27 protein-coding genes are annotated in these 25435 nt (G+C 43.6%); 19 read left to right on the forward strand and 8 right to left on the reverse strand.

Going from position 1 to position 25435, the window contains the following annotated elements; genetic code table 11:
- Window positions 1-17: 17 nt before the first annotated feature.
- Complete coding sequence (locus EIZ58_RS05355) at window positions 18-746, reverse strand: C40 family peptidase (RefSeq protein WP_134699452.1); 729 nt, start codon at window positions 744-746, stop codon at window positions 18-20.
- A 129-nt stretch (window positions 747-875) separates the two neighbouring features.
- On the opposite strand from EIZ58_RS05355, the gene EIZ58_RS05360 reads away from it, so the two are divergent.
- Window positions 876-1226: a hypothetical protein gene (locus tag EIZ58_RS05360; protein WP_134699453.1), complete on the forward strand. Its 351-nt coding sequence runs from the start codon at window positions 876-878 to the stop codon at window positions 1224-1226.
- Window positions 1227-1840: 614 nt separating this feature from the next.
- The gene (gene rsgA / locus EIZ58_RS05365; RefSeq protein ID WP_370297624.1) at window positions 1841-2908 is read left to right on the forward strand and encodes a ribosome small subunit-dependent GTPase A; all 1068 of its coding nucleotides are present in this window, start codon (window positions 1841-1843) and stop codon (window positions 2906-2908) included.
- A 41-nt stretch (window positions 2909-2949) separates the two neighbouring features.
- On the opposite strand, the gene EIZ58_RS33110 is transcribed toward rsgA, so the two are convergent.
- Together EIZ58_RS33110 and EIZ58_RS33115 are read right to left on the reverse strand one after the other, a co-directional pair.
- Complete coding sequence (locus EIZ58_RS33110; protein ID WP_167577509.1) at window positions 2950-3090, reverse strand: hypothetical protein; 141 nt, start codon at window positions 3088-3090, stop codon at window positions 2950-2952.
- A 79-nt stretch (window positions 3091-3169) separates the two neighbouring features.
- Window positions 3170-3331, reverse strand: a complete 162-nt coding sequence (locus EIZ58_RS33115; RefSeq protein WP_167577510.1) for a hypothetical protein — start codon at window positions 3329-3331, stop codon at window positions 3170-3172.
- Window positions 3332-3466: 135 nt separating this feature from the next.
- Between EIZ58_RS33115 and EIZ58_RS05370 the strand changes: the two genes are divergently transcribed.
- From EIZ58_RS05370 to EIZ58_RS05405, 8 genes are all read left to right on the forward strand, one after another.
- Window positions 3467-4009 (forward strand): GDSL-type esterase/lipase family protein, encoded by a 543-nt coding sequence (locus tag EIZ58_RS05370; RefSeq protein ID WP_167577511.1) that lies wholly within the window; start codon window positions 3467-3469, stop codon window positions 4007-4009.
- A gap of 89 nt (window positions 4010-4098) precedes the next feature.
- Window positions 4099-4692, forward strand: a complete 594-nt coding sequence (locus EIZ58_RS05375; RefSeq protein WP_134699455.1) for a helix-turn-helix domain-containing protein — start codon at window positions 4099-4101, stop codon at window positions 4690-4692.
- Window positions 4693-4927: 235 nt separating this feature from the next.
- A complete protein-coding gene (locus EIZ58_RS05380) occupies window positions 4928-5473 on the forward strand; it encodes a SiaB family protein kinase (RefSeq protein WP_205672109.1) in 546 nt (181 codons plus the stop codon).
- A gap of 15 nt (window positions 5474-5488) precedes the next feature.
- A complete protein-coding gene (locus EIZ58_RS05385; RefSeq protein WP_134699457.1) occupies window positions 5489-5881 on the forward strand; it encodes a DUF1987 domain-containing protein in 393 nt (130 codons plus the stop codon).
- Window positions 5878-7698, forward strand: coding sequence for a SpoIIE family protein phosphatase (locus tag EIZ58_RS05390; protein WP_134699458.1), 1821 nt, complete (start codon window positions 5878-5880; stop codon window positions 7696-7698). The genes EIZ58_RS05385 and EIZ58_RS05390 overlap by 4 nt, the downstream gene beginning before the upstream one ends.
- Window positions 7699-7752: 54 nt before the next feature.
- Window positions 7753-7917, forward strand: a complete 165-nt coding sequence (locus EIZ58_RS05395) for a GNAT family N-acetyltransferase (RefSeq protein WP_134699657.1) — start codon at window positions 7753-7755, stop codon at window positions 7915-7917.
- Between the two features lie 119 nt (window positions 7918-8036).
- The gene (locus EIZ58_RS05400; RefSeq protein ID WP_134699459.1) at window positions 8037-8225 is read left to right on the forward strand and encodes a hypothetical protein; all 189 of its coding nucleotides are present in this window, start codon (window positions 8037-8039) and stop codon (window positions 8223-8225) included.
- A 33-nt stretch (window positions 8226-8258) separates the two neighbouring features.
- Window positions 8259-9095, forward strand: a complete 837-nt coding sequence (locus EIZ58_RS05405) for a sugar phosphate isomerase/epimerase family protein (RefSeq protein WP_134699460.1) — start codon at window positions 8259-8261, stop codon at window positions 9093-9095.
- Between the two features lie 18 nt (window positions 9096-9113).
- Here the strand turns inward: EIZ58_RS05405 and EIZ58_RS05410 are convergent, their stop codons facing one another.
- From EIZ58_RS05410 to EIZ58_RS05425, 4 genes are all read right to left on the reverse strand, one after another.
- A complete protein-coding gene (locus EIZ58_RS05410) occupies window positions 9114-10028 on the reverse strand; it encodes a DMT family transporter (protein ID WP_134699461.1) in 915 nt (304 codons plus the stop codon).
- A gap of 106 nt (window positions 10029-10134) precedes the next feature.
- A complete protein-coding gene (locus tag EIZ58_RS05415) occupies window positions 10135-12237 on the reverse strand; it encodes an ATP-dependent Clp protease ATP-binding subunit (RefSeq protein ID WP_134699462.1) in 2103 nt (700 codons plus the stop codon).
- Between the two features lie 216 nt (window positions 12238-12453).
- Window positions 12454-14133 carry a ribosomal protection-like ABC-F family protein gene (gene abc-f / locus EIZ58_RS05420; RefSeq protein ID WP_134699463.1) on the reverse strand — a complete coding sequence of 560 codons (1680 nt, stop codon included), beginning with the start codon at window positions 14131-14133 and terminating at the stop codon, window positions 12454-12456.
- Between the two features lie 306 nt (window positions 14134-14439).
- A complete protein-coding gene (locus EIZ58_RS05425) occupies window positions 14440-14724 on the reverse strand; it encodes a hypothetical protein (RefSeq protein WP_134699464.1) in 285 nt (94 codons plus the stop codon).
- Between the two features lie 177 nt (window positions 14725-14901).
- Here EIZ58_RS05425 and EIZ58_RS05430 point away from each other — a divergent pair, with 177 nt between their 5' ends.
- Window positions 14902-16035: a protease complex subunit PrcB family protein gene (locus EIZ58_RS05430; RefSeq protein ID WP_167577512.1), complete on the forward strand. Its 1134-nt coding sequence runs from the start codon at window positions 14902-14904 to the stop codon at window positions 16033-16035.
- A 66-nt stretch (window positions 16036-16101) separates the two neighbouring features.
- Here EIZ58_RS05430 and EIZ58_RS05435 read toward each other — a convergent pair whose 3' ends face one another.
- Complete coding sequence (locus EIZ58_RS05435; RefSeq protein WP_134699466.1) at window positions 16102-16971, reverse strand: LysR family transcriptional regulator; 870 nt, start codon at window positions 16969-16971, stop codon at window positions 16102-16104.
- A 204-nt stretch (window positions 16972-17175) separates the two neighbouring features.
- Between EIZ58_RS05435 and EIZ58_RS33120 the strand changes: the two genes are divergently transcribed.
- The 8 genes from EIZ58_RS33120 to fdhD all read left to right on the forward strand — a co-directional run bounded on the left by EIZ58_RS33120 (window position 17176) and on the right by fdhD (window position 25432).
- Window positions 17176-17352, forward strand: a complete 177-nt coding sequence (locus EIZ58_RS33120; protein WP_167577513.1) for a hypothetical protein — start codon at window positions 17176-17178, stop codon at window positions 17350-17352.
- 223 nt (window positions 17353-17575) lie between these two features.
- The gene (locus EIZ58_RS05440; protein WP_134699467.1) at window positions 17576-19063 is read left to right on the forward strand and encodes an anion permease; all 1488 of its coding nucleotides are present in this window, start codon (window positions 17576-17578) and stop codon (window positions 19061-19063) included.
- A 29-nt stretch (window positions 19064-19092) separates the two neighbouring features.
- Window positions 19093-20802, forward strand: a complete 1710-nt coding sequence (locus EIZ58_RS05445; RefSeq protein WP_134699468.1) for an FAD-dependent oxidoreductase — start codon at window positions 19093-19095, stop codon at window positions 20800-20802.
- Entirely contained in the window at window positions 20802-21755 is a 954-nt protein-coding gene (locus EIZ58_RS05450; protein WP_134699469.1) for a succinate dehydrogenase/fumarate reductase iron-sulfur subunit, read from the forward strand. The genes EIZ58_RS05445 and EIZ58_RS05450 overlap by 1 nt, the downstream gene beginning before the upstream one ends.
- Window positions 21755-22636: a CoB--CoM heterodisulfide reductase iron-sulfur subunit B family protein gene (locus EIZ58_RS05455; protein ID WP_134699470.1), complete on the forward strand. Its 882-nt coding sequence runs from the start codon at window positions 21755-21757 to the stop codon at window positions 22634-22636. Before EIZ58_RS05450 ends, EIZ58_RS05455 begins: the two co-directional genes overlap by 1 nt.
- A 20-nt stretch (window positions 22637-22656) precedes the next feature.
- Window positions 22657-22980 (forward strand): molecular chaperone GrpE, encoded by a 324-nt coding sequence (locus EIZ58_RS05460; RefSeq protein WP_134699471.1) that lies wholly within the window; start codon window positions 22657-22659, stop codon window positions 22978-22980.
- Window positions 22981-22985: 5 nt separating this feature from the next.
- Window positions 22986-24515, forward strand: coding sequence for a fumarate hydratase (locus EIZ58_RS05465; RefSeq protein WP_134699472.1), 1530 nt, complete (start codon window positions 22986-22988; stop codon window positions 24513-24515).
- A 164-nt stretch (window positions 24516-24679) separates the two neighbouring features.
- On the forward strand, window positions 24680-25432 hold the full coding sequence (fdhD, locus tag EIZ58_RS05470) for a formate dehydrogenase accessory sulfurtransferase FdhD (RefSeq protein ID WP_134699473.1): 753 nt from the start codon (window positions 24680-24682) through the stop codon (window positions 25430-25432).
- The last annotated feature ends 3 nt before the right edge of the window (window positions 25433-25435 follow it).

The raw sequence follows: 25435 nt of genomic DNA on the forward strand, positions 1-25435 counted from the left end.
AGTAGAGAAGAACCCGATTACCTGATCGGGTTCTTTTGACTTCCCTGACTAGGCGGAGGAAGAACGCTGCCACCCATAATAAATCTCCACTGATAATGCATCCCGGCAATTCGATCAATGCGAACGCCCCCAGTTTGGGCGCTTGCGGTGTGAAGCATCTTACCGTTGCCTAAATAGATACCACAGTGACTAATGGATTGTTTCTTGACGTCAATTCCTTTATATTTCTCTTTTTCAGGACCCAGATATGGCATGAAGAATAGGAGATCTCCCCTTCGAGCTTTTCGTATATCCGTATAATGTCGTTTCGAATATAGGCGGATATACTGTGCTTGGCTTCGAGAATCCTTCGGCAAGTCCATGCCAAGCGCATATAGATGTACCCAACGTGTAAAATCGGAACAGTCAAACGTAGTCGGAGTGCTGCGATCTGATCCGTACTCATAGGGCGTGCCAAGATATTTTCTTCCCGTTGCGATTACATTTTCAACGTACCCACCCTTTAAGGGTTTGACCGAACGATTCGGGTACACGGGATGGATATTATAGTAATCCCAATTAAAGTGGTGCTGTATAGTCGGGCCTAAAGGTGAGGCTTCGCTCCCTATTCCGATGTCCCCGATTTTTACAAGCGGATCTTCATTGAGAATCGCTGGGTTATTCCCCCGGTTATCCGTAATACGCTCTGGAGACGCTTGTTGACAACCGGCCAATAAAAGTAAAAAGAAAAAAACAACCTTACGCATGGTTTGGCCCTCTTTCCGACTGTGGTTACAAAGGATGGAAGCAATTATAGAATGCCCAGTTCAATGAGGCTTAAATTCATGCCTTTCTGGGGATATTGGAACCAAAGCCTAAAGAAAGAAGGGATACCTATGTGGCAAGCAGTCCAAATCACGGACGACACCTTCGGTTTTCAGCATATGGAGAATTTTCACGAACCATGGGCCGCAACGGCTACGGTACAATCTTCTGGCGATTCCCTATCGTTGCAAGCACACATTACGATGACGTACCTTACGAACAAAGAAGAGTATGAGCAGCTCAAAGAATCTATTCAAACCCTAGCTCGAGAAGTACAAGGGGCTAGGCAAGCCCAGTCCGTGAAATTACAGTATGAATGCAGAGGCATTTCATTATTCGACGGAGAAACTCCGATGCCTACCAAACCTCATCCTGCGGGGCATGAAATGTTTAGCGAAGAGTTTTCAGAGGAGATCTGGTAGGGGAAGGACATTATAATATACAAAAAAGCCATCCTATTTGTTAGAATGGCTTTTTTGTTATCCATTAGTAAAATTTTATCCCTTTAGCGGATTGGCGATATTCTGTGTAGTGCAAAGCCAGATCAATTTCACGTAATTTTTTTTCAGCTAATTTTTGGGCAAACTTGCCATAAAGATATTTCAACATGTTTCGTTCCATCTCCAATAATCTTTTTATATTTACCTTGTATATGGTATACCGCATTTGGGATTTCGTCAAATATTTTTTTGTGTTTTCTCTTGCAAAAAAACTTAAACTATGGTAACGGTTACAAAAAGTAAATAGAAGGGTTTACATTTCCAGCAAAAGGGAATACACTATAATAGATTGTATTACTGAAGAAAGGGTGATGTGTTATGAAACGCCAGGTGAACATTCCTATTGCCATCAACTCCATATCACAGCCCATAGTGTGGTTCTATTTGTAGTTTTTTCTTAAGCTTCCTATGACTAATAATGCTACCTATGGGCTGTAGAATTCTACTCATAGGTTTGTTAATATCTTGCGACCATGAGTGATATGGTCGTTTTTTATTTATTATTTAGTTCTTAGGAGGAACAAATATTGAAAAGTATACAAACAGCTTTAACACCCATAGGTTGGTACGCGGAACTCGAAGCATCTTTTTCTCCTTATCAAGTCCAGGGCTATACAGTAGGGCGAGTGGTCCTGGAGCATAAGAGAAACTACCGGATCCATACAGTTTATGGCATGCTACTGGCCGAAGTATCTGGAAAGCTTCGTTACCACGCTCAAGAAAGACAGGACTACCCAGCTGTAGGCGACTGGGTGGTAATTTCAGCTAGGCCGGAGGAAGAAAGGGCAACGATACATGCAATCCTGCCACGAAAAAGTAAATTTTCTCGAAAAGCGGCTGGAACCTCAACGGAAGAGCAGATCGTAGCAGCGAATGTAGATACGATCTTTTTGGTCAATGCTTTGAATCACGATTTAAATATAAGGCGTATTGAGCGCTATATGGTTATGGCTTGGGAGAGCGGAGCGAACCCTGTGATTGTTCTCAGTAAGGCAGATTTGTGTGAGGATATCGAAGCCGCTTTAGAAGCAGTTGAAACAATCGCCATCGGGGTCCCAATCCATATCATCAGTGCTAAGGATAATGAAGGAATGGAATCCTTAACTCAATATTTAACACTTGGCAAAACAGGGGCATTATTAGGCTCGTCGGGAGTAGGGAAATCAACGATTATCAACTGGTTATGCGGCAAAGACTTACAACCCGTATCCGATATACGTGAAAAAGATGATAAGGGCCGCCACACAACCACACAACGAGAATTATTCCCGTTGCCTATTGGAGGAGTACTGATTGATACTCCTGGTATGCGGGAATTGCAGCTTTGGGAGGCCGATGAAAACTTAAACCAAAGCTTTCGGGACATTGAGGATCTTTCCCAGCGTTGTCAATTTAACGATTGCGGACATCAAAAAGAACCCCGATGCGCTGTGAGAGAAGCTATTAACGAAGGAAGACTAGACAAGAAAAGATATGACAGCTATATGAAGCTTCAAAAAGAATTAGCTTACTTCAACCGAAAAGCGGACCTTCGGGCTCAATCAGAAGAAAAGAAAAGATGGAAAAAGCTTTCGGGTGATCGAACTCGCGTTCACCGAAGGTAGTTCACAAAGGCTTCTCCCGAAAGGGAAGGAGCCTTTTTCAGTCACTCCTCATGAATCTCATCATCGGAGTAACCCTGTGAGTGCAAGTGACGTTGGAAGATTTCATTGACCTCCTGCTTGGTGATGGTTGCTCTCTGAAACTGAGCCAGCTCATTAATTAGGGTATCCTTATCCAGTTCCACCAAACTGCCTCCAATCTAAATGGATATATAATGACCCGCTACACTTATCAAGTGTGGACGGGTCATTTTTCATCAGGAATTATTGACGGTTTTTCTGTGCATTGTTGTTTGCTTGGTTGTTGAAAACATCAGCCGCTTGTTCAGCAGAAAACTCCGTGTCATTTTGACCTGGAACTGGCAGTTTGTTCAACTCAGTAGATTGCACAGCTGCTTTGTTGGCACGATTTTGCTTCTTAGCCATGTTGGACCACCTCCTTTACATCAGGTAACAACAAAAATTAGGCTTCCATAAAAAAGATTTTTTATCCACTTAGAACCCACCAAGAAGTATACTATTTGGTATGTACATAGGCCTTATGAAAAGGAGAGGACATTAGTGAAGTTAGCTGGACTAGGTGATTCAAATACATGGGGTTATCCATTTGGTCCTCATCATTCGTGGTTGCAGGGGGTGGCAAACAAGCTATCCTGCCAGGTGTTTAACCATGGTATCAACGGCGAATGTGTGTACGATATGAGACTGAGAGTTCCCGCGGTAGCTCAGGATCAGCCAGATGCCATCATCATAATGGGAGGAACGAATGATGCTTTTGAAGGGATTGCTTTAGCTGAGTTGCAAAGAGAGTATAGAGCCATCATAGATGAATTAACAGTCTTAACGTCTTGCCGTATCCTTATCGGGCTGCCCATTCCACTTAACCATAAGGTAGAGGAGCTGCTCGCTAAGGAGTACAGGGAGTGGATGAAATCCTTTGCCCTCGAGCAAAAAATAGAGGTGATAGACTTTTATAGTGCGTTGCTAGACTCAAGTACTGGAGGCATTCGATCGGAATATAATCTCGATGGTGTCCATCCCAACCAACAGGGATTTGAACGCATGGCTGAGGAAGCAGTAAACACCTTGTTACGTAAGATATAGAAAGGGATATTAAATAAAATAAACGGGCAGGCATTATTATGGTATAATGTAGAAGACATTAATACAGTTAATATTTTCGGAGGTCTAGAATGTCGTTTTTAGTTGGTCAGCCAGACGTACCGATGGAAGTCATTGGAACTAGAATACGTGCACAAAGAAAAAAGTTGGGCTTTACCGTTGATGAAGTAGCCCTGAAGATTGGTGTTAGTCAGAGTATGATTTCCCAAGTTGAGCGGGGGAAGGCGAAGCCGTCCTTAGACACGCTGTGGAAGCTTGGGTTGCTGCTTGAGGTACCCTTGCTATATTTTTTTGAAGGAATTGAAAAAGAGCCTGTTCTGGTCGTTCGAAGAGAGGAACAGGAGATTCTTAAGCTCCGCCATGAAAATGTGGCTTACCGGGTACTGGCCCCTTTTGAGGGACGTAAAATAGAATTTTTCGAATTGATCGTGCGCCCTGGCAATAGTGAAGAGCTTCCGCCAATGCAGCCTCATGAAGGAGAGGAATGCGGCGTGGTCCTTGCAGGTGAGCTCGAAGTCCTTATAGAAGATAAACGCTATCATCTGAAAAAAGGGGACTCCATTTATTTTGACAGTTCTTATCCACATAGTTTTTTTAATCCAGGACAAGAGGACGCCATTGCCATTTGGGCAGGAACGCCTTGGCGGCCTTTGGACTCGCGTTAACCGACTGCTGGGAAACAGCAGTTTTTTTATGTCAATAAATATTTTCGCTATTATTATTATTATTATGATTTATATTAATGGCGAAGGGGATCCATGTAAGCTTACTTCCTCCATATGCGAGGTTTTCTTTTATTCTAGTGTGAATGGTGTCTTTTCTTATCGAAATATTGGTTTTATAATAGAGAGGATAGGATATTTGTACCACGGGAATAGGTAGAAAGGGGCACTTGTGTTGATGAATGATAGTCTTTTAGATATCCAAAATAGGATGAGAGCAAATGGTCTTTTAATCTGCTTTTCCGGAAAGTTTACGCAAGCCATTATCGAAGAGCTAGGGGAAGCTGTGCGAAAATACTTGGAGATGGAAGAAAGCCCAAGTAATGATATTTTTAATATTTTTTCGATATTTATAGAACAGACCCAGAATATTCGAAACTACTGCACGAGTAAGGAAGGCAGTGATGTGTTTGAACGTGTTGCCCATTCTTGTATAGTTACGATTGGTAAGACGGAAGCAGGGAACATAATTCAATGTGGGAATTTAATAGAAGAACAAGATATACCCGCGCTTGTTCAGCGCATCGAACCCATTTGTCATATGGATAGGATCGAGCTCAAGAAGTACTATAAACAAAAGCTCCGAGAAGAACTTCCAGAAGGCAGCACAAGTGCAGGAATGGGGTTCATCGAAATCGCTCGAAAATCCAGCCAGCCTATAGAGTATTCCATGTTTAAAGTAGATGAGAGCTTTTCCTACTTTACGTTGCAGGCCATTGTTTAAATAAAGGGGATAATCATGAATAACTTTTACATAGAAGGTTCGAAAAGTACACCTGAAGTTTCCTTGGATGCCGAGCGACATGTCCTGATGATTAAGGGGCAGTCCTATCCGGAAAATGCATTTCGTTTTTACGAGCCCATTTTGGAGTGGGTCAAACAATATTTTGAACAGAAGAGAGAGCAGGTACAGATTGAAATTAAGCTTCCTTATGTGAATACGAGCAGTTCGAAATGTATTATGATGCTGCTTGATCAAGTGGAACAGGCCTATACGAACGGGAATGAGGTTTGCCTACATTGGTATATAGACGAGGACAATGAAAGTGAGCTTGAATGTGCAGAAGAATTTAAGGAAGACTTTGACTTTCCCTTTCATATTATTCCCTTGAGTCCAGGAAGCCCATCATGACGAAAAAAGGACCAGCTTATGATTCGGGTGTGATCAAGCTTCTCGTTCTGGCAAGCATGGTCATTATATTGGCTGTCGGCCTGACAGGTACAATTGGGTACCTTATTACCAAAAATGAAGTGGTAAACAAATTAAAAACGAAAGACCTCATTTTTATCGCAGATTCCATCTCTTCCAAAATTGGCGGGCGGATAGAACGGGCCATCGAGAGTTCCTTGCATATTGCCCAGGATCCTGAAATTATTCAGTGGATAGCTGAAGGTGAAACAGACCCCTCCTTAAAAGACAATTCCCTTACCAAACTAGGAATGTTGGTACGTACTTTTGGGTATAATAACTCCTTTATCGCTAGTGCAGTAACTCACCATTACTGGACCGAGAACGGCGAAATTATCGATACCCTATCTAAAGATGACCCGAATGATGCCTGGTTTTTTCAAACCCTTACCTCAACAGAACGGGTATCTGTAGTTATTGACTATAATAAAGAACGAAATGATACGTTCGTCTTTATTAACACGCTTATGGGAGATCTACTTCAACCGGTCGCGGTGGCCGGCGTAGGATTAAGCCTAAAGGACCTTTCTGAAGATTTCGAAAGGATTAAATATGGTAATCAAAGTAACCTATGGGTGATTGATGATCAAGGGGCGATTTGGCTATCGGATGATTATACTCACCGAGGCCGGAATATTAATGAATTGATCCCGGAAGAGATCAAAGATTGGGCCATCCAGAGTATCCGCTCTGAAGATGAAACTTCGGCGGTGATGGACTATCGAAGCAAAGAGGGAAAGTTGTTGGATATCATCAGCTACCCGATCCCTTCTACTAACTTAAAAATCTTATTTCAAGCCGAAAGAGAAGAAACTATTGCCTTTCTAGATTCCATTAAATGGAACACCATTACTGCTGCCTTTATTTCATTGATCTTTATGGTCATTATTTTTTACTTTATCTCACATTATTTGGTGAACCCTTTTAAGCAGACGCTTATCCTAAATGAGGAACTAGAACAAAGGATCAGTGAACGAACGAAGGAGCTTATGGAAAAAAACGGTCTTTTGATGGACAGCATTGATTATGCCCGCCGCATCCAAGAATCCGTGCTGCCTGATGGGGATAAGATCAATGAAATCTTTGCCGAGCATTTTTTACTATGGAAGCCCAGGGATACAGTAGGCGGAGATTTCTACTGGATCAAGAAATTCGATGAAGATGATTATCTCGTTGCAGTCGGGGATTGCACGGGTCATGGTGTTCCAGGTGCATTCATGACCATGGTCTCGGTATCTATTCTTAACCAAATAACGGACGAACAGATCAAGTCCCATCCTTCCCTGATCTTAAATAAACTCAATCAACTGATTCGAGAGATCCTAAACAAAGATAACGGGAACATTCTTGTAGATGATGGATTGGATATAGGTCTGTGTTACGTAAAAGGAAAGGAACAGCTTACGTTTGCAGGTGCTAAGTGCTCTCTGTACATGAAAAATGAGAAGCAGCTGGAGGAAATAAAGGGAGATCGCAAGGGTATCGGGTACCGCAGAACCAAGATTGATTATGCTTTTACCGATGTATTTGTCCAAGTGGGACCGGATGATATCTTTTATCTGACAACCGATGGGTACATCGATCAAAACGGTGGTCCGAAGGATCATTCGTTTGGGAAGCAGCGATTTAAGGAGATAATAGAGTCTTCTTACTCCATCCCGCTCTCTGCACAAGGGGAGGAATTTTTCCAGCAATTACAGGCATACATGGGTGAAGAAAAGCAAAGAGATGATATTACAGTATTGGCTTTTAAACCATAACAATAATAAGGGACTGCCTAATCAAACGGCAGTCCTTTATATATGGAGCCTTAGATTTATTGGGGACATGGGATAGGAGAAAACCTCTTAAAAGAGTCGGTGCATTGGGCGGATTTACAACGGATCAAGAAGATCACCCTCCACGTACTCGAGATAAATGAAAAAGCGATCAAGCTTTATCAGAAGTATGGTTTTGAAAATTCAACCGAGAAAAGGTGATTTTGTTTAGCAAACGAATTTTATTATTTTAAACAATCCTATAAAAATATTAGATTCAAATCCCCTATCATTTGGTTTATCCTATAAATAACAGCTAAGCCAGAAAGGAGGAAACTCTTTTGAGCATTATACATGAGATCGTTTTAAACCAAACGGGAAATCACGCTTTTGTTATCGATAATCAGGAGAATCAGTGGTTCTGTAGGTATGTTCGTAAGCCTGAACAAGAAGTGGAGAGTTATCTTCTTGATGTTTTCTTGTATTTTATCCATGATCGAGGTCAATATTTTGACTGTGATGCGGCATGATTGGCCTACTCATTAAAAAAGGGAGAGAAGAGAATGTCTGTAGGTATGTTAGCTCATTTAGTGGGAACGCTTCCATATAAGGAGTCGGCTAAGAGCATAGGAAGCTTAGGGTTTCGGCACGTCCAATTGGCGTTATGGAAAGCTTTTAGCGATGTGGACGTGACAAAGCCCGGCCGGTTAAGTCCAGGGTTGGTCGGATCCATTAAGGAGGAGTTCGACAAACATGGCGTTTCCATTCCCATCCTGGGGTGTTACCTTCATTTATTTGATCGAAACGAAGAGGCTAGACGTGAAAATGTGGAGCGGTTTAAAGAGCTGATTCGTTATGCCCGCTTATTTGGTGCTTCGATGGTGGCCGCTGAGACGGGAAAAAGTCTCTGGGGAGCCTTTGACGATTCAGACTGGTTGCGTTTAAAAGCAACGGTCATCGAGCTCGTAGAGGAAGCTGAAAAATGGGGAGTCTTTATTGCTATCGAACCCGCAGATGGACATCTTGTTGATTCTCCGCAGACCATGTGTCAGCTCTTGAGCGAAGTTCCATCTTCCCATTTGGGTGTTTTACTAGATCCGGGCAATCTATTAACCCCTGAGAATATTAGCAACCATGATGACGTTTTACGAGAGGCCTTCCATCTGGTAGGAAGTCGCATATTAGCCTGCCATGCAAAGGATCGCTATCTTCAAGGGAATGGCGAACTACAGAGTGTAGCGCCAGGGGAGGGGCAGTTAAATTATCCGTTGTTTATGCAACTCTTAAATCACTATAAGCCAGGAGCCCACGTGATCCTAGAGTGGGTGAAGGAACATCAACTGATGGATCGAAAAAATTTCGTTGAAAGCTTGTACGATAATTCAAGAAGTGTCGTTTAAAATAGAAAGCCTTTGGACTTACAGGTCCAAAGGCTTTTCTAACGCAATTTTATTTGGAATAGGTTTCTGCTGCTGCATCAAAAATAAGAAAACTCCGAATAAGACTAGCAGTCCTCCTACAATCTGCCACCCGACTAGAACTTCTCCTAATAACACAGCAGCCAGTGCCGTTGCTCCGACTGGCTCCCCTAAAATACTCATAGAGATGGTCGTCGCGTTGACATAATTTAAAAGCCAGTTATTAATGACATGGGCAATGGTAGGAACGATGGCAAGTAATAGGAATATCCCCCATTCTCGCTCATCATACCCGTCGAAAGCAGCGCTTGTCGCTAGGTTGTATACACCCAATGCTACGGAGGCAAAGAGAAATACACAAAAACTGTAGATCCAATGCGATACTTTCTTTACTGTATTTTGTCCAATCATTAAGTAGCCCACTACGGCGATGACACTTAAAAAGGAAAGGATATCCCCTAAAATGGCTTCCTTGCTTAAACCAAAGTCACCCCATCCAACCATAATCGCCCCAATTACAGCTATACCCATCGTAAGTAAGGCGGATCTTGTCGATCGCTCTTTAAATAGGAAGTAACCACCTATTAGAGCAACAATCGGCTGTAAAGCGAGAATAATGGTGGAGCTGGCTACCGTTGTCAGTTTCAGAGAACCGAACCAAAGAGCGAAATGCAAAGCTAAGAACATGCCTGAAAAAAATAATAAATACCAATCTTTTCTTGAGATTTTTTGAAATTCCTCCCGTTTGATCCAAACCATCGGCAGTAAGAGGATAGAGGCTAGCCACATCCGATACATGCTCAAAATCGTGGCTGGCGCTTCCGACCATTTCACAAAAATAGCGGCAAAGGAAATGGCAATAATGGAAATGACTAATGGCAAACCAATTGCCCTGGATTGTTCTTCCTGATTCACGTTTTTCCTCCTAGCTGATCTTCATCCTTACGAGCTTTATTCTCTTACATTGAAAGGAATTTTTCAATAAAAAAGAGGAGACCCGCTTAGGGTCTCCGGTTGCAATTTAATTCTTTAGAACAGAAATAGCATTATCCTCTATACTAATTGTAATCGAAGTGACATTTTCTTCTTCTAATATCACATCCGTAATGCCATCTTCTACATACTGCTGGATCACACGGCGGAGCGGGCGAGCACCAAATTGCGGGGAAAGCCCAAGTTCCGCTAATTTATCTTTCGCGTCCTCTGTGATATTAAATTGAATTCCCTGTTCCTCTAAGCTTCGGATGACATCCCTTAGCATGAGGTCCACGATTTCAACAAGATCCTCTTTCTCTAAGTGATGGAAAGGAATAATGGCGTCAAAGCGGTTCAGGAACTCAGGTCTGAAATAGGCACCAAGATTAGATAAGAAGGTGGATGTATTATCACTCTCTGCACCAAATCCAACGGTAATCTTTTTATCTGTTACCCCGGCATTGCTTGTGGCAATAATGACCGTGTCTTTGAAGTTTACCGTACGGCCTTGACTGTCTGTCAATCGTCCATCCTCAAGAATTTGTAAGAAGAGGTTGGATACATCCGGGTGAGCTTTCTCTATTTCATCCAATAAGATGATGCTATACGGATTGCGGCGGACTTGTTCCGTTAATTGACCCGCCTCATCATGACCAACATAACCTGGAGGTGAACCAATTAATTTCGATACGGAATGCTTCTCCATATACTCGCTCATATCCAAACGAATCATAGAGTCCTTCGTACCAAAGAGTTCTTCTGCCAACGCTTTGGTCAGCTCTGTTTTTCCTACCCCCGTAGGACCCACAAAGAGGAAGGAAGCAATCGGTCGATTTTTTGGTTTAAATCCGGCACGGCTGCGACGAATGGCTTTCGCTACTTTAGTGATCGCGTCCGCTTGACCAATCACTTTTTCAGACAGGATTTGAGCAAGGTTTTTCATTTTTTCCTGTTCGTCTTTTTGAAGCTTCTTCACAGGGATTCCTGTTTTTCGCTCAATGATTTCCTGTATATCTTCTACTGAAACATCTGTTTTTGCTAGTTCCGTGTCCATTTCATCCAAGTGTCTTAGCAGCTTCGATTCTTGGTCACGCAATTTGGCAGCTCGTTCATAGTCTTCCTGCTCGGTGGCTTGGGCTTTTTCAGCCGAGATTTGCTCTAGCTTCAAACGAATCTCCTCGGTGTTTTGACTGCTGGATCTGAGGTTGACCTTGGATCCTGCTTCATCTAACAGATCAATCGCCTTATCGGGAAGGAATCGATCCTGGATATAACGATGAGATAATTCAACGCACGCACGAAGAACCTCATCTGAGTAGGAAACTTGGTGATAAGTTTCATATTTGGAACGGATGCCCTTCAAAATCTCATAGGCTTCCTCGACAGAAGGCTCTTTCACCGTCACCGGTTGGAATCGGCGTTCAAGGGCCGCATCTTTCTCAATCATTCGGTATTCTTTTAATGTGGTTGCCCCAACGACTTGGAGCTCTCCGCGGGCAAGAGCTGGCTTAAGAATGTTACCGGCATCCATGGAACCTTCCGCTTTTCCAGCACCTACTAACAAGTGAATCTCATCGATAAACAAAATAATATTTTTTCGGGCTTGAAGCTCATGGATGATTTCTTTTAACTTTTCTTCAAATTGTCCGCGTATACCCGTCCCTGCAACAAGAGAAGAGACATCGAGCGTATAGACCACTTTACCTTGAAGCTTGGAGGGAACATCGACTTCGATGATACGCAGAGCCAATCCTTCGGCGATGGCTGTTTTCCCTACACCGGGCTCTCCAATCAAGACGGGATTATTCTTATTTCGGCGGTTTAGGATTTCAATCACACGTTTAATTTCCTCGTCTCGCCCAATTACAGGATCAATTAAACCAGCCTTTGCCATGTCGGTAAGATTTCGTCCTACTTGGTCTAAGATGCTGCTCTTACGTTGATCAGAGGACTGAGAGGGGAGAGATGGTGACATAAAACCAAAGGATTTAAAAAGGTCCTCCATGCCGCCTTTCCCCATTTTGAATCCAGAGGGTTGTCCGATCGTATTAAAGCATTCTGAACAGAGATGCATGGTTCTAGCTTTGTTATTGATTACTATATTTACTCGCATATGAGCTTGACTTTCTTGGCATTGTTGACATTGCATAGGTTAAACCTCCTTTACGAAAAGGGATATTTATATAGAATAGTTAGGATTTGAATTTGATTAAATTTGATTGTGAATAGGTCTTTGTCTTTGACTTTGACTTTCTTTGACCTTGATTCGATTATAGTTTGACCTTTACTGACCATCAATAGTGAAAAGCTGGAAATTGAAGCTTTTTCTGAATTGAAAAATAACCGGATTTCTCCGGTTATTTCCTTAGTTGAGTTCGCTTTTTCTCCTCAACAAGGCGAAATACTTATCATCAAGCTCTTTGAAGCGGTCCGTTCCAGGAACGGCCAAGCTTAATTGGCCTAAGATAGCTGTGATCTCAGTGTCAATCCGCAAAAGTTCTTCCTTTGAATCGCCTGAACGCTTCTTGTTAGGGCTATCGTATTGTTCTAGACTCATCTCAATTCGCTTAATCTTCTGGTCCTCCATGACAAGGAGCTTATCGCACACCTGATTCAAAAAGTAATAGTCATGCGAAACGATCAGGAGGGAACCCGGAAACTGACTGAGCGTCTCTTGTAACTGTTCACGAGTAGGGAGGTCTAAATGATTGGTTGGCTCATCCAAGATCAATAAATTAAGCGGGGATAGCAGCATAGCAATCAACTGAAGACGAATGCGTTCACCTAAACTAAAGGTTTCGGAGGGTTGACTAAGCTTCTCGGCTTTGATCCCCATTTGGGCCAATAGCGTCCTTGCACGGAAAATATCCTCTCGATGAGTCAGTCCTAACACATCGAGTGCAGTCTTAAAAGACGGCAGGTCTGCTGCATCTTGGCTTAAGAACGCAAATTTAGCCGAATCACTAAGCCACAGATGACCCGAAGAGAGGGACTCTTGACCTAAAAGCATACGAAGGAACGTCGTTTTTCCTGATCCATTCGGACCCACTAACCCAATACGCTCACCATAATTAACATAATAATTACTGTTGCTAAAAAGAGTTCTTCCTCCGAAATGTTTAGTTAAGTCACGTGCTTCAAGCACCCGTCTTCCTCGTTTTTCGCTCCCGTCGAACTGAAATCGAACGGAAGGTTCATCGGCAGGCTTTTCAACTCGATTTCGTTCCAGTTCTTGCCTTAATCGCTTCAATTTGGATTTGACGGCTTGATCTCTTTTCTTTGCTTTAACCCCATGATATTCCTTGAATCCTTCCTCAGTTCGCATCGTTCGGTGAGCTTTAGCAGCCCATTGCTGCATCTGTGTAATTTGTGCTTCAATGCGGCATTTATACTTTTGTTGCACCTCATATTGATGTTTTTGCTCTTCGATCCGTTTTTTCTTTTCCAACCGATAAGCGGAGTAGTTACCCTTATATGGAGTGAGTTTTCCATTCTCCAGCTCGAAAATTTCCGTCACCGCATGATCCAAGAAGTACCGATCGTGAGAAATAAGGATAACCGCCCCTTTAAAGCTCTTAAGCTGCTTTACCAGCCATTTCACACCTTGAACATCCAAGTGATTGGTCGGCTCATCAAGCAAGAGGAGGTCAGGATGGGAAGCCCAGATATGGGAAAGAGCAATCTTAAGCTTTTCCCCGTGGCTTACGTGGCCCAGCCGTTCTGATTCCCATGTGTGAACCCTCGTAAGACCAAGCTCACTTGTTAGTTCCAGTATCTCAGAAGAGAAGTGGTCGGGTTGAAAGTCATGGACGGTATAGTCCACCGATTGAAATAAATACCCTATTTTCAAACCTTCGGTACGCGACACAACAGACCCCTGATCGGGATTAACTTTGCCATAGATCAAGTTAGCTAAAGTGGTTTTCCCTGCTCCGTTTCTTCCAACTAGCCCTATACGGCTGTGATGCTGAATGCTAAAAGAAATTTCTTTCAATATCGCTCGCTCTCCGAAGCTTTTCGATACCTGTTTTGCCTGTATAAGCATAAAAAAACCTCCTAGTTACCCTAGAGAGGTGGATGGTCCCATATAATAGCATGCCTAAATAAGCAAATAAGCGTTCAATAGGATGAGCACGGTTAAATGCAAATAAGGGAGCTATAGAAATAAATGGGCAGACTAATCCAATTTCTCTAGGTTTGAATTGAAATTCATATTCACCTTAGAAAAATCGGTTAGTTATCCATTGCTCCTTTAATCATCCTTTCAGCATGTAGTTGTGATTAGTATATAAAACCTCGAGAGGTTCTGTCAATTTCAGGATACTCTGGCGAAGTTCATCCTATATTGCAACTAGATGGACTGTATAATTTCATTCACTGAATCCTTAACTACAACAATCAGCTGTTGAAAGGCTCTTTTCATATCAGATAAGATGTGGGTTTGTTCTTTAATGGCTTGTGAATTTGCCTGAATGGAATCGTTGATGGCCGTTAGTTGTTCCATTATACCGGAAAGGCCGAAATACATGACTCCAATACCAATGAAAGCCACGATCAGCCAGACCCAAAACGAGTGGAAGCCAGTTTTTTTCTCTTGTTCCGGTTCAACCGGTGAAGGACGATGATTTTTTACCATGTCAGTCTCCTTCCTTATGGCATGCAAAGTTATTCTACCAGGAAAATGTGTTTAAACTGTAAGCGTTATATGAAAAAAGAGTGAACCTGGGAGTAAATACCTATTTTCCCCAAATCTGCAACAGTATCTTCTGTTCCTCCGTCAAAGGAAGTGTAAAACATGAAGGAGGTTGCAATCATGAAGAAAGCATGGATAATGTCGGTGTTAGGAACTCTCATCTTTACCTTTTCGGCAGACGCTGCTCAGTGGAATACATCCCCAGGAAAAGCTTCACAGGCCGGGCAGCAACAGCAAGCGTTCCGTCTGGTTAATGAGTCCACTCTGAATAAAGAGCAAAAGAAGTTTATCGATCAGGCTAAGTCGAACATAGGAGTTCACTATCAAGGCAATATCGTAGTTGTCACTTGGGGGGAGAAGCCAAGCAGCGGGTACGACATTCAGCTCGTAAAACAAGAAACTAAGAAGGGTAAGACAACTGTTTTCTTCAAACTTACCAGTCCACATAAAAGCAAGTCCTATACTCAAGTTTTGACATATCCCTATGTAGTAGGCAAATTACACCAAGCGAAAGGCAACGTAGAATTTGTAGATATCGATACGGGGAAGGAGCTCTTTAAAAAGGAAAACCCTGTGCCGGATTCCTTTTTGACACCTGTCCTAGAATCGAAGCTTACGAAGGAGCAGCTATCATTCATCCAGAACGTGAAGGCTGCCCAAGGAATCTTCAGGAGAGATAAATTGATCGTACTATCCTTAGGAGAAAAGCCGTCCGGTGGTTGGGATATTTCTGTAGTAAAACAGGTAAAGGGGAAGGATCGCGCCACGGTTTATGTAAAGGTCACAAAGCCAGACCCATCGAAAATGCATGCACAGGCTCTAACCTATCCTTACTTCGCTGGCCTATTAAACCTCCCTCTAGATATGCCCATTGATTATATTGATGTGGATACAGGAAAAGAGTTGATTTCCAACCAACTCCAGCAGTTTTCGACGATTCCAGAGCAGTCTTTGACAAGAGCGCAAGCCGCGTTTGTTGAGCGAGTGAAGCAGGTGAAGGGAATCTTCCAAACAGGGGAGTTTTATGTCTTATCAATGGGTGAACAAAACACAAGTGGTTACAGCCTCAAGGTGGTAGATCAAAAATGGAATGGAGATCAACTACTAGTTTATGTAAAGACGACTAGTCCTGAACCTGGAACCATAAATGCCCAAGTCATTTCCTATCCTTACCTGGCTGGGCAGTTGAAACTTCCTCCTCAAGCTAGCGTGAGGTTCATTGATGCCGTGTCTGGAAGAAATTTATTACAATAAAAAGAAATCAATGCTTCATGCACTTAGAAAAGAAGAGGGGCGTCCAGCTCCTCTTTTTCTCATTTTCTAAGAAACTCCAGTAAAATAAGCTTCAGAATAGTCAATAAACTGTTGGCAGTTCTGGCTTAGATGCTTGTTCTTTTTCCAGGCTAGGCCAATATTAATCTTCACTTTATTGGTTAGGGGAACCTGCACGATATCAAGGCGATTGGCCACAATTAATCTCATAAATAAAGAAATGCCAAGACCATTCGCAACTAGTTCCTTCGCAGTACTTACTTCATGGGACTCAAAAATAATAGGAGGAGTGAACCCATGTTTTTCACATTCTTCTACCATGATTTTGCGATGCAAGAAGTCCTCAGATAAAGCCACAAAGTTCTCATGTTGCAATTGGCTAAAACAAATGGATTTCACCTTCGCTAAAGGATGTTCAGGATGCATACATACCATAACCTCTTCTTGCATAAGAGGGATCATGTTTAAAGAGCTTGAGGTAGCAGGCAAAATAATCAAACCAAGATCAAGCTCTCCTGTCTCTAGGAGATTACAGGTCGAGACAGAGCCTTTTTCTACGACTTCAACATCAATGTTAGGGTACAGATGTTTAAATTCCATATAAATGCTTGGGAAAACACGCGCTCCGATCATAGGGGGTAAACCTAACTTAATCTTACTATTCGACTTCCTTATTTCATCAACCGAACTTTGAATCTCTTCTAGAATAGACTCAACTCTCCTAAGGAATAGCTCACCCTGCTGGGTAAGCGTAACAATCTTTGTGTTGCGATTGAGGAGCTTTACTCCCAGCTCTTCTTCAAGCTGATTGACAGCATTCGTTACTGTAGGCTGGGAGACGTGCAACGAATGGGCTGCATGCGTAAAATTTTTATGTTTACCAACCTTATGAAAATATTCTAGATGTCTGAGTTCCATCCTTACCCTCTCCTACAGTTCTATTATGGATAAACAAATTGTATCACGATCTCACTCTCTTATTCTTGTGAATCAATGAACAAAGTGTGAATCGTGTAATAAAAGTTATAAATAGTTTGATAAGGAATTTTGATTTCCAAAAGGGCGGCGGATATGAAAAGATAAAGGTGTAGCACGAACGATCACACTAAATTCTTATAGAAAGTGAGTGAGACCAAGATGATCAAAGAAAACCAAGCCGAAGAAAAAAGAATCCATCAAATCTGTATTGATTTATGCCTGAGTTATGACGATCCTTTTATGTCCTGTGGAAATTGCCAGGTTCTACGTCAAGCGGAAAAAGCCAATGATTGCAGAAGAATCTATGAAACCAAGCAGTAGGGTTGGAATGATAGGTTTCGCCTATGGGTTAATAAAGATCAAGTATTTCTATACGATATACTAGTATGTGATAATATTCACAAGAACAAAGGGTGGTGAATCTCGAAAATACGAAATTTAAGAGTAAGTTGCACTAAATAATGTGAAAAACATCACAATCCTACACCAGCGATTACCTTAAGATGACATTGTAAGAAAAATTACAAGAACTGAGGTGTGGAACATGGTTGCTAAACCAAAACCAAGTGTACAACTTCCCAACAAAGGATCTAATGCGAACAAGTCAGGTACGACAAAAACGCAATCGGAAGTTAAACTACTCCCTTTATTACTCACTCTCGCAGTGGGGGCCGCTATCTGGTTCATCCCACCACCTGAAGGGCTCGAACAAAATGCCTGGCACTTATTCGCCATCTTCGTAGCTACGATCATCGGTTTTATTACAAAGCCTCTGCCCATGGGAGCTGTAGCCATTGCCGCGATGATGGCAACCGCCGTGACCGGTACCTTATCCACATCGGACACATTAAGCGGGTTTGGTAACACTACCATCTGGTTGATCGTAATTGCTTTCTTTATCTCTCGAGGCTTTATTAAGACAGGGTTAGGTGCAAGAATTTCCTACATGTTTGTAAAGCGATTTGGTAAAAAAACGTTAGGCTTATCTTATTCTCTTCTTGTTAGTGATTTGTTATTAGCTCCTGCGATTCCAAGCAATACGGCACGGGCTGGCGGAATTATCTTCCCCATTATTCGCTCTTTATCCGAGACCTACGGGTCAAGACCGGAAGATGGTACGGAACGTAAAGTCGGTTCTTTCCTATTGAAAACAGCTTTTCAAGGCAACTTGATTACCTCTGCTATGTTTATGACGGCGATGGCCGCAAACCCGCTTATTGCAACACTTGCTCGGGACGTAGCCAATATTAACATCACGTGGACAGGCTGGGCATGGGCAGCGATTGTACCAGGGATCGTAAGTTTAATCGTCATTCCTTACTTCCTCTATAAAGTGTATCCGCCGGAAATTAAAGAAACACCAGGCGCAGCCAAAATGGCGGAAGAAAAGTTAAAAGAAATGGGTCCAGTGAAAAAAGAAGAGTTCTACATGCTCGGCGTGTTCTTCATCATCTTAGGCTTATGGATCTTCGGTGATAAATTAGCGATCGATGCAACGACCACCGCGCTGATCGGTTTGTCTATCCTCTTGCTGACTCAAGTATTAAGCTGGAATGATATCAAAAAGGAACAAGGGGCTTGGGATACCTTAGTATGGTTTGCCGCCTTGGTCATGATGGCGACCTTCTTAAACAAACTAGGCATGGTTCCATGGTTCAGTGAAACGATGAAAGGCTCTGTCAGCGGTATGTCCTGGATTGCGGCGCTTGTGGTACTCGCTTTAGTGTACTACTATACTCACTACTTCTTTGCTAGTTCAACGGCGCATATCAGTGCCATGTACGCAGCTTTCTTAGCTGTCATGCTCGCGGCAGGTGCACCCACTATGCTTGCTGCTTTAGTGCTCGCATTCTTCAGTAACTTATTTGCTGCAACGACCCATTATGGTACAGGTCCAGCTCCCGTTTACTTCGGTGCAGGCTATGTGTCACAAAATAAATGGTGGACTCTTGGATTCGGAATCTCCATTCTTCACATCATCATCTGGTTTGTGATTGGTGGACTATGGTGGAAAGTGATCGGACTATGGTAGAAACTACTTCATAACAAGGGGGTTATCCCATGCTTCAATACGATATTGTGATTGTAGGGGCGGGCGGGGCAGGCATGATGGCTGCCCTGAATGCCAGCAAAAATCGAGATGTAAAAGTGGCCGTCATCAGTAAAATCTACCCGACCCGCTCCCATACGGGGGCGGCCCAGGGGGGAATCAATGCCGCTATGCGGAATCGGGATTCCAGTGACTCAACAGAAAAGCATTTCCGAGATACAGTTAAAGGTAGTGATTTTCTAGCCGATCAAGATGCTGTGGAATTTTTCACTTCAAATATGCCAGACATTATCAAAGAGCTAGATTATTTCGGGGTTCCTTTTTCCCGAGATGAAAATGGGAACGTCGCCCAGCGACCGTTCGGTGGAGCGTCTAGTCCAAGAACTTGTTATTCAGCTGATAAGACGGGACACGTCATCCTGCATGCCCTGTTCGAACAGTGCTTAAAGCAAAATGTGGAGTTCTTGGATGAGTGGTACCTCTTATCCTTAGCCGTAGAAAACAAGAAGCTTGAGGGACTTGTCGCGATGGATATGAAGAGCGGCGACATCCATCCAATTCAAGCCAAGGCCGTGGTCATTGCTACAGGCGGATTCGGCAGAATCTATTGGAGCCGGACCACGAATGCCATCAATATGACGGGAGATGGCACGGCCGCTTGCTTTGAGGTAGGGATCCCGCTGAAGGATCCGGAGTTTGTCCAGTTCCACCCCACCGGACTCGCGTCGACGGGCGTTCTCTTATCGGAAGCTTGTCGAGGCGAAGGCGGCTATCTTTTAAATAAAGATGGAGAACGATTCATGCAGCGGTACGCTCCAGAAAAAATGGAGCTGGGTCCTCGTGATCTCGTATCCCGCTCGATCGAAACGGAAATTAAAGAAGGACGCGGTTTTGGAGAAGGAATGGGGTCTTATGTCTTGATGGATTTGCGCCATCTCGGAGAAAAGAAGATCATGGAACGTCTTCCTCAAGTACGAGAGCTGGCCATGGAATTTGAAGGAGTCGATCTCATCAAAGAACCGGTTCCGATCCGACCTAGCTGTCACTATATGATGGGCGGCATCCATGTTACAGATTACAAGACCTGCAGTACTCCTATTGAAGGAATTCATGCGGCAGGTGAGTGCTCCAGCGTTTCTATTCATGGAGCCAACCGTTTAGGCGGAAACTCCGTGGCTGACGTGGTGCTGTTTGGAAAATATGCCGGTTTAGGGGCAAGGGAAACCGCCAAGAAACGCTCCTTTGGTGCTGCATCGAAAATTGAGCTTGAAACCGAGAAGTGGAAGAATATCTTTGCTGATATGAGAAAGAAAAATACCGGAAACAACATTTTTGAGATTCGCAATAAAATGGCGGAAACGATGTGGTACAACGTCGGTATCTTCCGCACCGAGAAAGAAATGGAACATGCTTTAGCTGTTATCGATGAGCTACTAGAAGCCTACAAGGACACCTATATCGGCGATGCTTCTGTTCGTTACAACATGGCCTTTATCAACTACGTCGAGGTGGGCAATCTTCTTAAACTAGCCAAGGCCGTTGTCATCGGCGCGCTCAATCGTAAAGAAAGTCGAGGCTCCCATTCACGAGGGGACTATCCTGAACGTAATGATCAGAAATTTCTGAAACATACATTGATTTACTTAGAAAAAGACCGCTTCAAACTGGAATATCTTCCTGTTCGCATTACTAAGTATCAACCGGAGGAGAGGAAGTACTAATGAGAAAAATTACCTTTACTATAAAACGATTCGATGGAAAAAAAGAATGGCTTCAACGCTATGACCTTCCTTATGAAAATGGCAAAACGCTGCTGTGGGCCTTAACGAAAATCCGGGAAGAACAAGATCCGACTCTCAACTTTACCTCTGCTTGCCGTCATGCCATTTGCGGAAGCTGTGCGATTCGTGTAAACGGGAATTCCTTCCTTACTTGTAAGACCGCTTTGGACGAAATTCTTGAAACGTTCCAAACCGATGACCTGAACTGCGAGCCTCTAGGCAACTTTGATGTGGTTCGTGATCTAGTCATCGATTGGAAGCCGAAGCTCGAGAAGATGAAGGTGGTGAAGCCGTGGATAATTCCTAAAGATACAGGTACTCCAGCCTCGGGCTTTAAACAGTCTGAGCAAGAATTCCAGAAGATCGCGTCGCCGACCGACTGCATTCTATGCGGAATTTGTGCCTCCGAGTGTACTCAATTATCGGTCAATCAAGAGGGCTATCTCGAACCGTTTATCCTGAACCGGGCTTATCGATTCGCAGTAGACTCTAGAGATGCTGCACCGGAAGAGCATATGAAGCCCGTGCTAGATCATGATTTGTGGAAATGTGTGCACTGCATGCAATGTGTATCTCAATGTCCGAAGGATATTAATCTGTCTGCAGAAATTGCGTATCTCCGACAAGAAACGATGAAGATGGGTGAAACCCAGAATCTTGGAGCACGACATGCTTATGCCTTCCACGATGATGTGAAGAACAAAGGAAGATTAAATGAGATGACCTTGCCGATGAAAACGGAAGGGGTCGTGAAAACGGCCATGAAGCGCGTTCCATTTGCCCTGCGAATGATCAGTAAAGGAAAAGTCAACCCGCTTCACATGCCAAAGGAGATTGAAGGCATTCAAGGAGTACGAAAAATTTATGAGTATGCCAAAGGGGTGGACCAGTGATGAAATACGGATTTTTCCCAGGATGTACGTTAGAGTCTGCGGCTGAAGAGCTCATGATTTCCACGAAAAAGGTGGCAGAAGCTCTGGGCATCGAACTGATTGAATTGGAGGGATGGACTTGCTGCGGAGCGAGTCACATCCAAGATGTCGATGATTTTTTAGGAGTGGCCGTGAATGCACGAAATATCGCACTCGGTGAAAAGCTGGATGTTCCCATTCTTACCGTGTGTAACACGTGTACCCTGATGCTTCGAACGGCGAAAGATCGACTCGACCATAATGAGGAGTTAAAGGACAAGGTCAATGAAGGTTTGCATCAAGCAAACTTGGAGTATGCAGGAACGAGTGACGTTACCCATCTGTTATGGGCGCTCATTAAGGATTACGGCTTAGAGAACTTACGGAAGAAAGTGAAAAGACCGTTGATAGGATTAAAGGTAGCTAATTTCTACGGCTGTCATATTGTTCGCCCTCCCAAGATTATGGGCTTTGAAAATCACATGAATCCGCAATCGATGGAGATGGTCGCGGAGGTGCTAGGGGCGGAATCGGTTTATTTTGACCAACGTCTAGCCTGCTGTGGTTTTCATGCTGTATTCCCTGCTGAAAAAGAAGTCATGGGCATGACACGAATGAATTGCTTGTCTCCAAAAGCAGCTGGAGCCGATTGTCTGGTAACCCCTTGTCCCTTATGCCAAATGCAATTGGATATGTACCAGCCAGATGCCCAGAAGGGCACCCATGAAAATATTACAATGCCGATCCTTCACCTGCCGCAGTTGATTGGACTTGCCTTAGGATTTGAGCCTGAGGAACTGGCTATCAACCGCCACATTATTGATGCGATTCCTATTTTGAAAAAGACACTAGCCATCGCCTAATCGAAAGGGAGGGGGTAGACGTGAAGTATACGTATCGCAAATATCAGAAGCGGGCCAAATTGGTAGGCTTAGCGGGAGGGGAGGTGCTCTGGCTGCTCAATGTGCACGATGAATGGATTCACGATGTTTATGAGGAAAGTGATATCCACCATGGGACCATTTACTCCATCCATCAGTCTTTCCATCCGAAGTCCACTTCCATTTCAGGATATTTCCAAGATGCAGATACAAAGAAATGGATCAAAGTGGAGAAGGGAGCGGCAACTCTTGCAGATACAGTCGAAACAAGCTGGATGAACAGCTTAGAAGATCTTATTAAAAAAGAATCTCTGATTAGGGGTTGAGGAGTTTGAAGCATTTAAAAGAAAGCATCTATCAACTGATTGTAGAAACATCGACGAATCTTCCGCCTGATGTCCGTCGGGCCATCGCGAACGCAAAACAAATGGAAGAGGCAGGAACGAGAGCCGCTCTATCCTTAGACACTATTACGGGTAATATTCATACCGCGGAGGTTAACCAATCTCCGATCTGCCAAGATACAGGATTGCCAACTTTTGAAATTCGAACACCAGCAGGAACCAACCAAGTAGAAATAAAGAAGCAGATCAAAGAAGCCCTGGATTTAGCTACCAAGAATGGAAAATTACGTCCCAACTCTGTAGACTCCTTAACAGGAGAAAACTCCGGCAACAACTTGGGGCCAGGGACACCCGTCTTTCATTTCGAACAATGGGAGAAGGATGAAATTGAGGTGAAGCTAATCCTCAAGGGTGGAGGTTGTGAGAACAAGAATATTCAGTACAGCCTCCCTTGTGAACTTGAAGGCTTAGGCAAGGCCGGACGCAACTTAGATGGAATCCGCAAATGTATATTGCATAGCGTCTATCAGGCGCAAGGGCAAGGCTGTTCCGCGGGCTTCATCGGGGTAGGAATCGGGGGAGATCGTACGTCCGGGTATGCTTTGGCTAAAGAACAATTGTTTCGAAAAGTGGATGATGTCAACCCAAATGAAACGTTGGCTCAACTCGAAGAGTACATCCTTAACGCAGCCAATCAGCTTGGCATCGGCACCATGGGGTTCGGCGGACAAGCTACCTTACTGGGCTGTAAAGTGGGCGTCATAAATCGCCTGCCAGCGAGCTTTTTCGTCTCCGTAGCCTATAATTGCTGGGCATTCAGACGCCAAGGGGTAACTTTGTCCACAGAAACAGGTGAGGTCCTCCATTGGTTATATAAGGATGGCGAAGTACAAGTTGTTGAATCCAGCCGAGAGGAAGAGCCACAAGGAGCCCAAGAAGTGGTCGTATTGGAGGCCCCCATTACCGAGGAAAAAATCCGTACTCTCAAGGTTGGCAATGTAGTCGTCATTAACGGGATGATCCACACTGGTCGAGATGCACTGCATAGCTATCTCATGGATCACGATTGCTCGGTGGATTTAGACGGAGGAGTGATCTATCACTGCGGTCCCGTCATGTTGAAGGATGACCAAGGAGAATGGCATGTGAAAGCCGCAGGCCCTACCACCAGTAGTCGCGAGGAGCCTTACCAGGCTGATATTATCAAAAAATTCGAGATTCGCGCCGTCATCGGCAAGGGGGGAATGGGTCCAAAAACCTTAGCAGGACTAAAAGAGCATGGGGCCGTTTACCTCAATGCTATTGGAGGAGCAGCCCAATACTATGCCCAATGTATCGAGAAGGTAGAAGGTGTAGATTATATGGAATTTGGCATTCCGGAAGCCATGTGGCATCTTCGCGTAAAAGGCTTTACCGCGATTGTAACGATGGATTCGCACGGGAATAGTTTACATGCTGATATAAACAATACTTCATTCGAAAAATTGTCTGGTTTTAAGGAAGTGGTGTTCAAGTAATCAGTCTTTTTAAGAAAAAGGAAGCCAGCAGCGGCTTCTTTTTTATATCTCCAATTATTTTTCCAAGCAGTGCCGTTTATCACAGCGCCAAGGGGATGGAAAGTTGTAAGATTTATTTGTAAACAAATTAACAATGAAACATACGAAAGCGGGGTGTTTCCTGCATGAATAAGACATGCCCGGAGGAGTATCCTATTACGCTCATCGTCAACGACAAAGAAATCGCGACGTTTCAACTAACCAAAGCGGATTTAGAAGACTGGGCGATTGGCTATCTCTATTCTGAAGGAATCATACATTCGGTAGATGATCTGGATCATTTAACGGTCAAAGAGGACCAAGGCATGATCAAGGCTAAAATTACAGCAGGGTTTGATGTGGATCAGTTCCTTGAAAAGCAAAGGAACTTTACGGCAGGATGTGGAAAGGGAGTCACCTTTTTTTCCATGTCGGATGTCAAGAAGTTTAAGAAAGTTCGCATCCAATCTAGGGTCCCCCTTTCTTATCTCTTAAGAAAAAGAAACCAATTTGCCAAGAGTTGTGAGATGTACCTGGAATCCGGCGGGATGCATGGCGCATGCCTCATTGATTCCCAAGGGAACCTTACGGTCCGTGAGGACATTGGCCGTCATAATGCTGTAGATAAGGCGATTGGTTATGCGGTTCGGAATCGGTTAAAAGCAGAGGAGTTCATCCTTCTTACTACGGGACGAATCTCTTATGAAATGCTGGCCAAAGCAGCAAGGTTTGGATTTGGCATCGTGGGATCCCGTACCGCTGCTACCAAGCAAGCCATTCAACTTGCTAACTTTTTGCAGATTGAAGTCGTAGGTTATCTTCGCGGTCGCATGACAATGATCTATACCACGTGCGACAGAGTGGTAGACGACCTATCAGATCATCAGGCGATCATGTAAAGG

Origin of the sequence: Ammoniphilus sp. YIM 78166, assembly GCF_004522215.1 — a bacterium.
Classification (GTDB): Bacteria; Bacillota; Bacilli; order Aneurinibacillales; family RAOX-1; genus YIM-78166.

Coding starts and splice junctions, on each gene's coding strand:
- EIZ58_RS05355 (WP_134699452.1), bottom strand. CDS start 746: ATGCGTAAGGTTGTTTTTTTCTTTTTACTTTTATTGGCCGGTTGTCAA.
- EIZ58_RS05360 (WP_134699453.1), top strand. CDS start 876: ATGTGGCAAGCAGTCCAAATCACGGACGACACCTTCGGTTTTCAGCAT.
- EIZ58_RS33115 (WP_167577510.1), bottom strand. CDS start 3,331: ATGGCTAAGAAGCAAAATCGTGCCAACAAAGCAGCTGTGCAATCTACT.
- EIZ58_RS05375 (WP_134699455.1), top strand. CDS start 4,099: ATGTCGTTTTTAGTTGGTCAGCCAGACGTACCGATGGAAGTCATTGGA.
- EIZ58_RS05380 (WP_205672109.1), top strand. CDS start 4,928: ATGAATGATAGTCTTTTAGATATCCAAAATAGGATGAGAGCAAATGGT.
- EIZ58_RS05385 (WP_134699457.1), top strand. CDS start 5,489: ATGAATAACTTTTACATAGAAGGTTCGAAAAGTACACCTGAAGTTTCC.
- EIZ58_RS05390 (WP_134699458.1), top strand. CDS start 5,878: ATGACGAAAAAAGGACCAGCTTATGATTCGGGTGTGATCAAGCTTCTC.
- EIZ58_RS05405 (WP_134699460.1), top strand. CDS start 8,259: ATGTCTGTAGGTATGTTAGCTCATTTAGTGGGAACGCTTCCATATAAG.
- EIZ58_RS05415 (WP_134699462.1), bottom strand. CDS start 12,237: ATGCAATGTCAACAATGCCAAGAAAGTCAAGCTCATATGCGAGTAAAT.
- abc-f (WP_134699463.1), bottom strand. CDS start 14,133: ATGCTTATACAGGCAAAACAGGTATCGAAAAGCTTCGGAGAGCGAGCG.
- EIZ58_RS05425 (WP_134699464.1), bottom strand. CDS start 14,724: ATGGTAAAAAATCATCGTCCTTCACCGGTTGAACCGGAACAAGAGAAA.
- EIZ58_RS05430 (WP_167577512.1), top strand. CDS start 14,902: ATGAAGAAAGCATGGATAATGTCGGTGTTAGGAACTCTCATCTTTACC.
- EIZ58_RS05435 (WP_134699466.1), bottom strand. CDS start 16,971: ATGGAACTCAGACATCTAGAATATTTTCATAAGGTTGGTAAACATAAA.
- EIZ58_RS05440 (WP_134699467.1), top strand. CDS start 17,576: ATGGTTGCTAAACCAAAACCAAGTGTACAACTTCCCAACAAAGGATCT.
- EIZ58_RS05445 (WP_134699468.1), top strand. CDS start 19,093: ATGCTTCAATACGATATTGTGATTGTAGGGGCGGGCGGGGCAGGCATG.
- EIZ58_RS05450 (WP_134699469.1), top strand. CDS start 20,802: ATGAGAAAAATTACCTTTACTATAAAACGATTCGATGGAAAAAAAGAA.
- EIZ58_RS05455 (WP_134699470.1), top strand. CDS start 21,755: ATGAAATACGGATTTTTCCCAGGATGTACGTTAGAGTCTGCGGCTGAA.
- fdhD (WP_134699473.1), top strand. CDS start 24,680: ATGAATAAGACATGCCCGGAGGAGTATCCTATTACGCTCATCGTCAAC.